Genomic DNA, 12413 nt, shown 5'->3' with positions numbered 1-12413 from the left:
GGGACGTCGGGGCCGGGAGCAGAGGAGTCACTGACCCTCGGACGCGGCAACGGCCGGTGGGGCAGCTGCCCCACCGGCCGTCGGTGTCGGTCCCAGGTGGTGCGACCCGGGACCGGTCAACCGTGCCGTGGCACGGTCAGAAGGCCTCCTCCGGGAGGTCCATGATGTCGAGGTCGGTGTTCTCGATGATCCGCCGGTCGGCGCCGATGCGGGGCAGCACCTCGCGGGCGAAGAAGCGGGCAGCGGCCACCTTGCCGGTGTAGAACGCCTTGTCGCTGGCGGAGACCTCGCCGGTCAGTGCCTTCAGCGCCACCTCGGCCTGCCGCTGGAGCAGCCAGGCGACAACCAGGTCGCCGATCGCCAGCAGGAACCGCCGGCTGCTCAGCCCGACCTTGTAGAGCGCGCGGGTTTCGCCACCCTGCGCCTCGCCCAGCCAGCCGGTCATCACGCCGAGGATGTTCTGCACCTCGGCCAGCGCCTTGCCGAGCGCCTGTCGCTCCTCCTTGAGCTGGCCGTTGCCCGCCTCGGAGGAGATGAACTCCTGGATCTCGCTGGCGACTGCCATCAGCGCCTTGCCGTTGTCCCGGACGATCTTGCGGAAGATCAGGTCCAGGCTCTGGATGGCGGTGGTGCCCTCGTACAGGGTGTCGATCTTCGCGTCGCGGACGTACTGCTCCAGCGGGTAGTCCTGGAGGAACCCGGAGCCACCGAAGGTCTGCAGGGACTCGTGTCCGAGCATCTCGTAGGCCCGCTCCGACCCGACGCCCTTGACCAGCGGCAGCAGCAGGTCGTTGACCCGCTTGGCCAGCTTGGTGGCCTTCTCGTCGCCGGCGGCCTCGGCGATGGCGACCTTGTCCTGCCAGGAGGCGGTGTAGAGAACCAGGGCACGAAGGCCCTCGGCGTACGACTTCTGCAGCAGCAGCGAGCGACGCACATCCGGGTGGTGGGTGATGGTGACCCGCGGGGCGGTCTTGTCGGCCTGCTGGATCAGGTCGGCGCCCTGCACCCGGCTCTTTGCGTATTCCAAAGCGTTGAGGTAGCCGGTGGAGAGGGTGGCGATGGCCTTGGTGCCGACCAGCATCCGGGCGTACTCGATGATCATGAACATCTGCCGGATGCCGTCGTGCTTGTCGCCGAGCAGCCAGCCCTTGGCCGGTACGCCGTGCTCGCCGAAGGTCAGCTCGCAGGTGTTGGAGACCTTCAGGCCCATCTTGTGCTCGACGTTCGTGGTGTAGACGCCGTTGCGCTCACCCAACTCGCCGGTGGTCTCGTCGAAGTGGAACTTCGGCACCACGAAGAGCGACAGGCCCTTGGTGCCGGGGCCACCGACGCCCTCGACGCCGACCGGGCGGGCCAGCACGTAGTGCACGATGTTGTCGCTCAGGTCGTGCTCACCCGAGGTGATGAAGCGCTTCACGCCCTCGATGTGCCAGGAACCGTCGGGCTGCTGGATCGCGCGGGCACGGCCGGCACCGACGTCCGAGCCGGCGTCCGGCTCGGTGAGCACCATCGTGGAGCCCCACTGCTTGTCGATGAAGAGCTTGGCCCACCGCTTCTGCTGCTCGTTGCCCTCGACCTCCAGGACATGCGCGAAGGAGGGGCCGGAGGCGTACATCCAGATGGGGGCGTTCGAGCCGAGGACCAGTTCGGCGAGGGCCCACCAGAGGGCGCGCGGCGCGTTGGTGCCGCCCAGGTGCGGCGGCAGGTCCAGGCGCCAGAACTCGGAGTCCATGAACGCCTGGTACGACTTCTTGAACAACGCCGGCAGCGGCGCGGTGTGCGTGGCCGGGTCGAACACCGGCGGGTTGCGGTCGCTGTCCGTGTAGCTGGCGGCCAGATCGCCGCGGGCGAGGCGGTCGAGCTCGGCGAGAAACGTGCGGGCGGTGTCGACGTCGAGTTCCGAATAGGGCTCCTGGCCGAACGCCTGGTCCGCCCCGAAGACCTCGAACAGGTTGAACTCAAGGTCCCGCAGGTTGCTCTTGTAGTGGGTCATGCTCGCTGGCCCCGCTTCCGGACAGGTGTTACCGATCAGTAACCCACACTGTATTACTCGCGGGTAGCCAGCGACAAGCGGATCACCCAAGTGACGGCGATTACACACCTCCGGGCCGCGCTGACCGAGTCAGCTCTCGGCGGCGCCGACCTCCCAGCTCGGGACCGCTGCGGTCACGGCGGTGCGGGCACCGACGTACTCCATGAGGACCAGAGCGATGTCGTCGTCGAGACGACCATGGACCCACTCGATCAGCGCCGTCTCCAGTGAGGCCAGCCCGTTGGCGACAGTGCCGTGGCCGAGCAGTCGCCAGGCCCGGTCGGCGGTCGGGAAGAACTCCCCGTCACGCCGCGCCTCGCCGAGCCCGTCGGTGAACAGCAGCAGCCGGTCGCCGGGCTCCAGGCGTTCGACCCGGGGGCGGACCACCGGCATGAACCCGAGCGGAGGGGCCGGCGCCGGCGGCTCCAGCGGGATCACCGCACCCCGACGCAGCAGCAGCGGCGGCGGATGTCCGCAGTTGACGATCGTGAGCGTGCCACCGCGCTCCTCAACCAGTGCCGCGGTGACGAAGTCCTCGTCGCCCACGTTGCGGGCGACCGCGCGGTCCAGGTCGGCGACGACGGCGCGCAGGTCGGCCCGCTCGTACGCCACGTGGCGATAGGAACCGAGGACGATGCTCGCCAGCCGGACCGCGTCCAGGCCCTTGCCGCGCACATCACCGATGATCATGCGTACGCCGTAGGGCGTGTCGATCGCCTCGTACAGGTCACCGCCGATCTCGGCCGTGGCGGTGGAGGAGATGTAGCGACCGGCGACCGAGAGCGTCCCGACCTGCGGGCCGAGTGGACGCAGCACAGCCTGCTGGGCCACCGAGGCGAGCTTGGTCAACTCGACGATCCGGTCCGCCTGCTTCTGGCGGACCGACGTCACCGCCACCGCCAGCCCGGTGGCGAGCGCGACCCAGACCACGTTGACCGAGGTGACCAGCAACATCTCCGGATCGAGCAGCGCGAAGGCGACCCCGATCACTGTCGCGGCGACACCCACCCCCAACACCACCGGCCAGGCCGCCAGTGCGGCGGCCAGGATCGGTGCGGCCGCCAACAGTGCGATGTAGTTCGCCGAACGCCCGTCCGCCGCCTCCACCGCCGACACGATCGCGAGCAGAACGAGGGCCGCGCCGAGGCCGGCGCGGGATCCGGGGCTCAGCGGGCGACGGACCGGCTGAAGGAGTCGCGTGGGTACGAGAGACAGTTTGCCTGATCCGCGTGAAACGGTGAATGAACCTGACCCGTCGTCCGAGGAGGTTCTGACCGGCCGGTCCGATCGACCGGCCGAATCGACGTCGCTTGCCCCACTCAGCCGAGTACCTCGTAGCGGACGGTGAGCGCGCCCACGTCGACCGAGGCGATGGTGGCGAACGCGGCGCGGGAGAGGTCCAGGCAGCGGCCGTCGATGAACGGGCCGCGATCGTTGATCCGCACCACTACCGACTTGCCGTTGGCCGGGTTGGTCACCCGGACCTTGGTGTTGAACGGCAGCGTCTTGTGTGCGGCGGTCAGCGCACTCGGGTTGAACGACTCACCGTTGGCGGTGAGCTGCCCGTCGGAGTAGAACGAGGCACCGCACGAGCCGCTGTCCAGCACCTTCGGGGCGGCGGTGGTCTTCTTGGCGGTCGGCTTCGGCGTCGGCGACGCGGTGCGCTCCTTGCCTCGGGAGGCGGCCTGCTGCGACCGGCTGGCCGAAGGGCTGGCGGACGCGCTCGGGGAGACGCTGGCACTCGGGGACGCGGAGGCGGCCGGGGAGCTGGGGGCGAGGCTGCTGGCGGCGGTGGTCGGGGTGAGGTCGAGAGTCGTCTGGCCCGACTGGGCGGAGCCGGAGGTCAGCTGCACGGCACCGAACGTGCCCCCGACCGCGAGGGCGACGCCGACCGCCGCGGTGGCCACGATGCCCGCCGGGGAGGAGAAGATGCGGGTACGGGAGTGCTTACCTGCCACCGGCCCGGTCCTTTCGTCGACTGAACAAACCGGGTCGGACCGTAACGAGAGAAGCACTTCCGAAGTCAACGTGATCATAGTGGTATGCCCGTATTTGCGCTGGTACGTGTAGCCGATCATCCGAGGCGGGGTGGGCCGGCCGGCCCGGGTGTCGGCACGTCGACCGGCCGTGGCGCAGGATGAGCGGATGCCCGCTGAGCTGACCGAACGCCTGGCCGCCCTGTTCCAGTGGATCGACCCCGGTCCGGGCACCAGTCACCTGGTCAGCGACATCTCCGGTTGGTGGCGCGACCCGACGGTGCTGGCCGAACTGGGACCGGCCCTGGTGGCGCCGTACCGGGCCGCCCGGCCGACGGTGGTGCTCGCCCCGGCGGTCACCGGGCTGCTGCTCGGGCCGCTTGCCGCCACCGCCCTCGGGGTCGGCTTCGTGGCCGCACACAAACCCGCCGACGGCCGGCTGCCGGCCGGGCCGCTCACCTGGGCGCAGAGCCCACCGGACTACCGGGGACGACGGGTCGACCTGGCGGTACGGGACCGGCACCTCGGCCCCGACGACCGGGTGCTGGTGGTGGACGACTGGGTGCGTACGGGCGCGCAGCTCCACGCCCTCTACGACATCTGCGCGGCGCGTGGTGCCGAGGTGCTGGGCACCGCCGTGGTGGCCGTCGACTGCCCGCCCGAAGTCGCGGCCGACCTGCGGATCACCGGCCTGATCGACGCCGCCGATCTGCACGCTTGACCTGAACCTCGGTTCACGTCCGACTATCGATGCATGAGTGACGGCATTCTCGACGAGGCGTACGAACGACTGCATCGCACCGGCCCCGAATACGAGGGGTGGCTCTCCAACCACGGACCGATGGCCGTCGAGGCGCTGGCCCGACACGGGCACCAGGGACAGGTGCACCGTTGGCTCGACGACTACCTCGGCCGACTCGACGAAATGCCCCGGGGGTTGCACCCGATCGACGACTGGCGAGCGGCGCTGGGCGATCCGAAGCGGGCCGGTGACTGGCTGGCGTACTTCGACAGACAACTGCGCGACCACCCGTGGCGTGACGTGCTCGGAACCTGGTGGCCCCGCCTGCTGCCGGGCATTGCCGCCGGCGCCACCCACGGCGTGATCCGGGTCGGGCACGCCGTACGCGTCCTCGAGACGGACGACGTGAACCCACCTCGGCTCACCGAACTGGCCCAGGCCCTCGGCTACTGGGCGGCCCGCTGGCAGCCGGTCCCCGGCACCGACCGTGTTCTCGACGGCCTCCCGGCCGACCGCGAGCAGATGGACGTGGACGCCGCGCTGGCCGGGCTGCCCCGGATCGACGACCAGACCGGCGGCGTCCGGGATCGGTTGGGCCAGCTGCCGGGCGTACCCCGGTGGGAGCCGGCGCTCGCGGCGCTGAGCCCCGCGCGGAGCCCGGACGAGGCGAAGCGCGGGCTCACCACGTTGGTGCACCGCGCCGGCCTGGACTACCTGCGCTTCGGCCACGCCGCGCCGGTCATGCTGGTGCACGCGGTCACCGCGCCGACCGCGGTGCTGCGTACCCTGCCGGCCCTGGACCGGGCGCTGTGGGCGCCGAGCCTCGCCGCGGCCTGGGCCGCGACGGCGGCCCTGACCTCGGTGTACGCCCCAGCCGACGGCATCGCGCCACCGACCGTGACCGCCGTGACCCCGCCGGAGGTCTTCGCCCGGGCGGCTCGGCACGGCGACGAGCACGTGGTCAAGCTGGCCGACGCGGTGCTCGACGCGCACGCGGCCACTGGCAACGACCGGCTGCTCACCGCCGCCGGCTACGCCGGTCAACTGATCTGAGCAGGCCCCGGCGCAATGCGGCGGCGGTGCAGGTCTCGCTGGCCTAGCCTCGGCAGGATGTGGCCTCGGATCGGTGAACTGCGCACCCTTGCCCTCGGCACCCCCGGCGAGCTGCGGGCGACCCTCAACACCCTCGTGCTGGCCGGCGTGAAGACCGCGACGGCCGGCCGGCTCGCCGAGTACGCGGAAGAGGGCGAGGAGCTGGAACAGGTCGGGGAACGGCTGGCCCTGGTCGACGACGACGACGCGCTGGCCGGCGTCGTGGAGATCACCGGAGTCGAGGTGGTCCGCTTCGCGGACGTGCCATGGGACTTCGCCCGCGCCGAGGGTGAGGGGGACCGCTCGATCGAGGAGTGGCGGGCCGGGCACGCGGCCTACTGGGCGGGCCTCGGCACCCCGGTCGACGGCGACACCCCGATCGTCTGCCTACGCCTGCGACTGGTCTCCGGCGGCGAGGGCGGAGTGGCCAGCGGCGACCTTGGCACCTGACGCGGCCACGTCAGCCGCGCAGCTCGGGCAGCAACCGCGTCGCCACGTCCGCGAGGATGGCCTCGTCGCCGGCGTACCAGCTGCTGGCGCGCGGCCAGTGCGTCACCACGTCGGTGAAGCCCAGGTCCGCGGCCCGGCCGACCTGGTCGGCGAAGAACTGCGCGCTGCTGAGCGAGAACACCGGCGCCGCGTCCAGCGAGAGGTAACGGTCCAGAGTGGCAGGATCGCGGCCGGCCTCCTCCAGCGTGCGATCCATCCGCGCGGACAGCGCCGACACGGTGTCCCACCAGCCCGACACGTCGTCGGCATCGGTGCCGGTGGTCACCCAGCCCTGACCGAACCGGGCCACCAGCCGCATCGATCGCGGCCCGTTGGCGGCCACCACGAAGGGAACCCGGGGCTGCTGCACGCAGCCGGGGTTGTTGCGGGCGTCCACCGCGGCGAACCACTCACCGCGCCAGGTGGTGCCGTCCTCGCGCAGGACGAGATCGAGCAGCTCGGTGAACTCGGCGAACCGGTCCACCCGCTGACGCGGCGGCAGGGTCTCACCGCCCAGCACGGCCGAGTCGAAACCGATACCACCCGCGCCCAGGCCGAGCAGCAGCCGACCGTCGGAGACGTCGTCCACGGTGGTGATCTGCCGGGCGAACGCCGCCGGGTGCCGGAAGTTCGGCGACGCCACCAGGGTGCCCAGCCGGATCCGGGAGGTCACCGTCGCGGCGGCGGTCAACGTCGCCATCGAGTCGAACCACGGGCCGTCGACCAGGTCCCGCCAACCCAGGTGGTCGTAGGTCCAGGCGTGGTCGAAGCCCCACTCGTCCACCTGCCGCCACCGACGCTGTGCCTCCGCCCACCGCTGGTCGGGCAGGATGACGATGCCAATCCGCATGATCGTCAGCCTAGCCGGGGACGGCACCGCCGCCGGTCGTCGATCCGCGTTGCGATCGGCCCGTACCCTCCGGGCATGCCCGCCGAAGCGTCTGCTGCCCGCGTACCCCGGGATCGCCGCGGGCGCACGATCCGCACGGTGGCCATGACGCTCGCGGTGGTTGTCCCGTCCTTCATCCTCCGCGAGCTGATCGAGACCCGGTTAGGTCGCGGGCCGATGGCCGACCTCAGTGTGATCGCACTTCCGATGGCGGCGACCGCGTGGCTCGCGCCGTACGCCTCCTATCGGCGACGAGACGCCCTGCTCTGGTTGGTCGGCCCGGGCATCTACGTCTTCGCGGTGATCGCCTGGCGGGTGGCCCTCGCGCCCTACCGGGACTGGCAGCCCCGACCCGAGGAGTTGCCCGGGATGCGCTGGTCCCGGGACCCGGAACACGCCGGAACCTGGTACCTGACCGAGCCTTCGGGTGACGCACGTCACACTGCTCTCGGGTAGGGGTCTCCCGTTCGGCTCCGACCCCTTGGCGAGCCGCACCCCGTCGGGTGTGACCGGGGAGAGGAACAACGCGATGACCAAGGTGACCGCACAGCTGTCGGTGTCGGTGGACGGCTTCTACGCCGGCCCACGGTTCGAGGGCGACGGCAACTGGATGGACTCGGCGGAGAGCGCCGGGTTCTTCCGGGTCACCCGCTGGGCGACGGAGGCGTCGGCGTGGCGTGAACGACAGGGCTTCGCCGGTGGTGAGGAGGACACCAACTCCGAGGTCATCGCCGAGTCGTTCGGGGCCGCCGGCGCGTACGTGATGGGGCGCCGGATGGCCGACGGCGGTGAGGCGCCCTGGGGCGAGGAGCCGCCGTTCCGCGCGCCGGTCTTCGTCGTCACGCACCGGCCCCGCCAGACCCTCCTGCGGGGCGGAGGCACCAGCTTCACCTACGTCACCGATGGCGTGGCCAGCGCCGTCCAGCAGGCACGCGCCGTGGCCGGCGGCAAGAACGTCGCCGTGGCCGGAGGCGGCAGCCTGGTGCGGCAGGTCATCAAGGCGGGGCTGCTCGACGAGTTGGAGCTGCACGTCGTACCGGTCGTGCTCGGCACCGGCCTGCGACTGTTCGACGCGGATCTCGACCTCGGCGACAAGGAGGCGATCGAACTGACGCCGACCCGCGTCCTGCACACCCCGCAGGTCACCCACATCCGGTACGACGTGAACGGTCGCGCCCCACTCGTGCTCGACGATCGGGGCAGGGGCGGCGGCCCGACGACGACCACGAACTGAGTCACCCGACCCGCCACCTCAAGAGGAGATGCCATGCCGCAACTTCTGCGGGTGCAGTGCTTCAACGTGTCGCGCGACGGGTTCGGCACCGGCGAGGGGCAGAGCCTGGAACGGCCCTTCGGCCACGCGGACCCCACCCCGCTGTTCTCCTGGCGGGCCGCCACCGCCAGCTTCGTGTATCGCACCGAGCCCGGCGGCAGTCGCGGCCTCGACGACTATCTGACCCGCGACGCCGAGTGCAACATCGGCGCGGAGATCATGGGTCGCAACAAGTTCGGCCCTCAGCGCGGGCCCTGGGAGAACCACGACTGGCAGGGCTGGTGGGGGGACAACCCGCCGTTCCACACGCCGGTCTTCGTGCTCACCCACCACGAACGCCCGTCGTTCACGCTGTCCGACACCACGTTCCACTTCCTCGACGCCAGCCCGGCCGAGGCGCTGGCCCGGGCGAAGCAGGCAGCCGACGGTCGGGACGTACGCCTCGGTGGTGGGGTCGCCACCATCCGCGAGTTCCTCGATGCCGACCTGGTCGACACGATGCACATCGCCGTCGCGCCCGTCGACCTCGACCGGGGCGAGCGCCTGTGGGACAGCCCCGAAGAACTTCTCGACCGCTTCCACCTGGAGTCGGTGCCCAGCGCCAGCGGAGTCACCCATCTCCTGTTCTGGCGACGCTGACCCGCGATCCTGGACAGTCTCCGTTACGCCTGAACGGAGACTGTCCAAGATCCGTGCAGGCTCTAAGCGAGGCGGGACAGCACCAGCATGCGGTTGCCGTCGGGATCCGTGACCCGGGCGGACCGCTCCCCCCACGGCTGGTCAACGGGTTCCTCGGTGACCGTGGCGCCGCCCGAGCGCAGGGCGTGCACGGCGGCGTCGCAGTCGTCGGCGTAGACGCACAGTTCCCAGCGGTGCGACTCGGCCGGCCCGCCGGCCTCCGGATTGGCGGCCAGGCCCAGCTCGCTGTTGCCCAGTCGGAGTGCGACGAACTCCGGGACACCCTCGTCCGGGAACCGGTAGGTCAGCTCGAAGCCGACCACATCCCGGTAGAACCCGATCAGTCGTGGCAGGTCAGGTGTCGTCACGATCGGAAAAGCTTCGGTGAACACGGACCACCTCCAGGCCGGACAGTAGCCCCGCCGGGGCTCGGGTGGAACCACCACGGTCGATCCCGCCGGCCGTCATCAGCTCAGTGAACTCAGGATCACCGAGCAGGGGCAGGCCGCACTGGCTGCCGAGATCGAGGCCATGCGGGAGCTGCTCCGCCGCCACCAGGAGTTGGGCGGCGCTTCGCGGCCAACCGGCTAGGAGCACTGTCGTACCGGTGACATAGGTTGCCGTTCATGGATGCGTCGACGCCCGCAGAGGACCTGAGCACACGGTGCGTCGAGCGCGACGAGACAGCGGTGCTGTTCATCGCCACGGCCGACGAGCAGGACGCGATCACCGAGGCATGGGATCGCCTGGAAACAATGGTGGGGTCACTCCAGGGGCGGAAGTTCTTCGGGGTCTTCGGCCCACCGGACGGGGCGTACCGGGTCTGCGTGCAGGTCCAGGACGGCGCCGACGCCACGCTGGCCGGCCTCCAGTCCGGGTCAATCCCCGGCGGTCAATACCTGTCGACAACACTTCGCGGCGAGCCGCCCGAGATCTACACCCACATCCCCGAGCGCTATGCGGAGCTGATGCGGGCAGCCGACCATGATTCGACCCGGCCCAGCATCGAGTTCTACCGTCGTCGCGATTCCATCGACCTGCTGATACCGGTGAAGACCGGCTCTCCGGCAGCGCGTGCGGCGGACATCAACGCCGACGCCGCAGATCCTCAGATTGGGTAACGCCTCTGGAAGCTCTAGAGGATGGGGTGCACGTCATCCTGGATCTTGAGTAGCCCGTCATCGACGAGCGGTTGTTCGAGTGCCGGCATTGCGGTGGCGCTGAGTTCGGAGCGCGACCGGAGGCCGCCCGAATGTAGTTGAGCTGAGCACCTCTTCCAGGTAGGAACGACCAAATGCGACCAGAGCCTGGGCAGGTGCTGCATTTCTCGGAAGATCCGACGATCACGCGGTTCGTTCCGCATGTCGCCGCGACCGCTCAGCAACCGGACGCATACGTGTGGGCCGTCGACCAGGATCGGGCTCCCGATTACTGGTTCCCGCGCCAGTGCCCCCGGGCGATGGCCTGGGTGCTGCCGACCACCTCTCGGGCGGATCGTGATCGGGTCGTTGGAGCGGGCTGCGGCGAGCGAGTCCATGCGATCGAGTACGGCTGGCTGGAGGCGATGCAAAGGGCGCGACTGTTCGCGTACCGGCTACCAGCTGATCGCTTCCAACCCTTCGGCACTCCCGAACCACACGCGCTCGTGGCAGTCGAGCCCGTCACACCCCTCGGGCCTCCCGAGCCGGTCGGTGATCTGCTGCGGTGCCACGCCGAGGCGGGAATCCAGCTTCGCGTGCTGAACAACCTCTGGTCCTTCTGGCACGTAGTGACCAACAGCTCGGTCGGATTCAGTGGCATCAGGCTGCGCAACGCAAGGCCCCGCTCCTGATCCTCCCCGGAAATTGGAAGGCCGTTGCTGGGACGATGGCCGCCGCGAGCTCCCTCTGGAAGCTCTAGAGGATGGGGTGCACGTCTTCCTGGATCTTGAGTAGCCCGTCGTCGACGAAGCAATTCCGGCCTGGGAACGGGTCGGACAGCCGTCCCTCCGGGGAGAATGCCCAACACTGGTCGGTCTTCGCGCCGGTGAGGTCGCGCGTTGTGCCCTCGAGTCGTATCCAGCCGGAGGACATGTCGACGCCTTCGATACGGATCGTGACGGCGTCGGGGATCTCGGCGATCTGACCGGTTACGGGATTCCACAGCAAGGCTCCAGAGCCGCCCTCGAGCAGTGCCCACACTTCGGGTGTTCGTTGCTCCGCGCTGGCCAGCCGCACCTTCCGCGTGCCTGGCGGAGGTACGAGCCGGCTGCTCCGCCCTGTCGTGACATCGATGCCGATGAGGTCGCGGCGATCGTTAGTAGGAGTGAACACCATTGAGCCGCTGCCGTAGACGTCCCAGGGCTGCTCTGCCGGCGTCGACCACATCCGCCGACCGTCGGCCGGTGAGCGTCCGGCGAGCGTCCTGCCGTCCGCCTGCAGCAGCACGTCACCGACGATCCGAGCCATCACGGAGCAGTCCACGTCGCCGATGGTGCTGCGCCCCTCGGTCAGATCGAGCAGCTCAGCGCTCCCTTTGCGCTCTTCATTTTGAACGAGAAGCACGTACGACTGCTCGCGTGCCGGCGAGAAGCGGTCGGTGGGGCCGTAGTCGCACTCCATCACAGGCCGGCCGTTCCGCCGCCAGAGTGTCGCTCCCGTGGCGAGGTTGAGGGCCACGGCCTCGGTTCCATCCCGGGTGTCCGCGACGACCAGGATCTTCCCGTCATGCGCGATGCCACGGCCGGTCACCGTTGATCGCCAGATCTCACGACCCGTCGACGGATCGACGCCAATCGAGCTGTCGCCCGTGTCGATGACGACCAGACCGTCATCAACGAGCATCGGCGTCGCATCAGGTCCTGCGTGCGCCCAGGCAACCTTCCCAGTTTCAATGTCCCGGGCGGTTCCGCCCACGATGATCAGATTGCCCGCCCGGGCTGACCATTCGTTCGGCAGCTGTGCATCGCTGGGGATGTTCCACCGTGGCGGCGACTGTGGGAAGCCGGTGACGGCTGCGACAGCGCCTGCGACGATGACGAAGACCGCCGCCGCACTCAGCACGATCCTCCACGCGGTGCCACGCGTCAGCAGTGCGACGACCCAGACGACACCGACCACCACGGCGGTGACGCCGATTCCGTAGGTGAGGTGGCCCCACCTCCAGGCGATGGTCGCCAGAATCAGGCCTGCGCCCACAAGTACGACACCGGCAGCAGGACCGTAGCGGCGAGGGCGGTTCACATCCGCAGCTTATGGGACTGC

14 protein-coding genes are annotated in these 12413 nt (G+C 69.9%); 8 read left to right on the top strand and 6 right to left on the bottom strand.

All coding sequences use genetic code 11. The annotated features are described in order from the left end of the window. Positions 1-136 precede the first annotated feature (136 nt). From FBZ33_RS31595 to FBZ33_RS31585, 3 genes are all read right to left on the bottom strand, one after another. Positions 137-1993, bottom strand: coding sequence for an acyl-CoA dehydrogenase (locus tag FBZ33_RS31595; RefSeq protein WP_141912064.1), 1857 nt, complete (start codon positions 1991-1993; stop codon positions 137-139). A 129-nt stretch (positions 1994-2122) separates the two neighbouring features. Then, positions 2123-3247: a PP2C family protein-serine/threonine phosphatase gene (locus FBZ33_RS31590; protein ID WP_088950884.1), complete on the bottom strand. Its 1125-nt coding sequence runs from the start codon at positions 3245-3247 to the stop codon at positions 2123-2125. A gap of 104 nt (positions 3248-3351) precedes the next feature. Then, the gene (locus FBZ33_RS31585) at positions 3352-3990 is read right to left on the bottom strand and encodes a septal ring lytic transglycosylase RlpA family protein (protein WP_185755449.1); all 639 of its coding nucleotides are present in this window, start codon (positions 3988-3990) and stop codon (positions 3352-3354) included. 187 nt (positions 3991-4177) lie between these two features. Here FBZ33_RS31585 and FBZ33_RS31580 point away from each other — a divergent pair, with 187 nt between their 5' ends. The 3 genes from FBZ33_RS31580 to FBZ33_RS31570 are packed head-to-tail and all read left to right on the top strand — an operon-like array spanning position 4178 to position 6292. Then, complete coding sequence (locus tag FBZ33_RS31580) at positions 4178-4729, top strand: phosphoribosyltransferase family protein (protein ID WP_141912063.1); 552 nt, start codon at positions 4178-4180, stop codon at positions 4727-4729. Between the two features lie 33 nt (positions 4730-4762). Then, on the top strand, positions 4763-5803 hold the full coding sequence (locus tag FBZ33_RS31575; protein ID WP_141912061.1) for a questin oxidase family protein: 1041 nt from the start codon (positions 4763-4765) through the stop codon (positions 5801-5803). Positions 5804-5860: 57 nt separating this feature from the next. Then, complete coding sequence (locus FBZ33_RS31570) at positions 5861-6292, top strand: ASCH domain-containing protein (RefSeq protein WP_088950881.1); 432 nt, start codon at positions 5861-5863, stop codon at positions 6290-6292. 10 nt (positions 6293-6302) lie between these two features. On the opposite strand, the gene FBZ33_RS31565 is transcribed toward FBZ33_RS31570, so the two are convergent. Beyond that, entirely contained in the window at positions 6303-7181 is an 879-nt protein-coding gene (locus FBZ33_RS31565; protein ID WP_099849604.1) for an LLM class flavin-dependent oxidoreductase, read from the bottom strand. A 75-nt stretch (positions 7182-7256) separates the two neighbouring features. Between FBZ33_RS31565 and FBZ33_RS31560 the strand changes: the two genes are divergently transcribed. From FBZ33_RS31560 to FBZ33_RS31550, 3 genes are all read left to right on the top strand, one after another. Further along, positions 7257-7676, top strand: a complete 420-nt coding sequence (locus FBZ33_RS31560) for a hypothetical protein (RefSeq protein ID WP_141912060.1) — start codon at positions 7257-7259, stop codon at positions 7674-7676. A 73-nt stretch (positions 7677-7749) separates the two neighbouring features. Beyond that, entirely contained in the window at positions 7750-8454 is a 705-nt protein-coding gene (locus FBZ33_RS31555; protein ID WP_141912058.1) for a dihydrofolate reductase family protein, read from the top strand. A 33-nt stretch (positions 8455-8487) separates the two neighbouring features. Beyond that, positions 8488-9132 (top strand): dihydrofolate reductase family protein, encoded by a 645-nt coding sequence (locus FBZ33_RS31550; protein WP_141912057.1) that lies wholly within the window; start codon positions 8488-8490, stop codon positions 9130-9132. Between the two features lie 62 nt (positions 9133-9194). Here FBZ33_RS31550 and FBZ33_RS31545 read toward each other — a convergent pair whose 3' ends face one another. Continuing rightward, positions 9195-9539 carry a glyoxalase/bleomycin resistance/extradiol dioxygenase family protein gene (locus tag FBZ33_RS31545; protein WP_231927181.1) on the bottom strand — a complete coding sequence of 115 codons (345 nt, stop codon included), beginning with the start codon at positions 9537-9539 and terminating at the stop codon, positions 9195-9197. Between the two features lie 258 nt (positions 9540-9797). Between FBZ33_RS31545 and FBZ33_RS31540 the strand changes: the two genes are divergently transcribed. Further along, positions 9798-10292, top strand: a complete 495-nt coding sequence (locus FBZ33_RS31540; RefSeq protein WP_141912055.1) for a GyrI-like domain-containing protein — start codon at positions 9798-9800, stop codon at positions 10290-10292. A 194-nt stretch (positions 10293-10486) separates the two neighbouring features. Continuing rightward, the gene (locus FBZ33_RS31535) at positions 10487-11002 is read left to right on the top strand and encodes a DUF6886 family protein (RefSeq protein WP_255509083.1); all 516 of its coding nucleotides are present in this window, start codon (positions 10487-10489) and stop codon (positions 11000-11002) included. Positions 11003-11066: 64 nt separating this feature from the next. Here the strand turns inward: FBZ33_RS31535 and FBZ33_RS31530 are convergent, their stop codons facing one another. Then, positions 11067-12392, bottom strand: coding sequence for a PQQ-binding-like beta-propeller repeat protein (locus FBZ33_RS31530; protein ID WP_141912052.1), 1326 nt, complete (start codon positions 12390-12392; stop codon positions 11067-11069). Positions 12393-12413: the final 21 nt, after the last annotated feature.

Origin of the sequence: Micromonospora sp. A202 (assembly GCF_006715105.1) — a bacterium.
GTDB lineage: Bacteria > Actinomycetota > Actinomycetes > Mycobacteriales > Micromonosporaceae > Micromonospora > Micromonospora zamorensis.
The sequence above is the reverse complement of the archived record's forward strand: the minus strand, read 5'-3'. Positions and strand labels throughout refer to the sequence as shown.

Coding starts and splice junctions, on each gene's coding strand:
- FBZ33_RS31595 (WP_141912064.1), bottom strand. CDS start 1,993: ATGACCCACTACAAGAGCAACCTGCGGGACCTTGAGTTCAACCTGTTC.
- FBZ33_RS31580 (WP_141912063.1), top strand. CDS start 4,178: ATGCCCGCTGAGCTGACCGAACGCCTGGCCGCCCTGTTCCAGTGGATC.
- FBZ33_RS31575 (WP_141912061.1), top strand. CDS start 4,763: ATGAGTGACGGCATTCTCGACGAGGCGTACGAACGACTGCATCGCACC.
- FBZ33_RS31570 (WP_088950881.1), top strand. CDS start 5,861: ATGTGGCCTCGGATCGGTGAACTGCGCACCCTTGCCCTCGGCACCCCC.
- FBZ33_RS31565 (WP_099849604.1), bottom strand. CDS start 7,181: ATGCGGATTGGCATCGTCATCCTGCCCGACCAGCGGTGGGCGGAGGCA.
- FBZ33_RS31560 (WP_141912060.1), top strand. CDS start 7,257: ATGCCCGCCGAAGCGTCTGCTGCCCGCGTACCCCGGGATCGCCGCGGG.
- FBZ33_RS31555 (WP_141912058.1), top strand. CDS start 7,750: ATGACCAAGGTGACCGCACAGCTGTCGGTGTCGGTGGACGGCTTCTAC.
- FBZ33_RS31550 (WP_141912057.1), top strand. CDS start 8,488: ATGCCGCAACTTCTGCGGGTGCAGTGCTTCAACGTGTCGCGCGACGGG.
- FBZ33_RS31540 (WP_141912055.1), top strand. CDS start 9,798: ATGGATGCGTCGACGCCCGCAGAGGACCTGAGCACACGGTGCGTCGAG.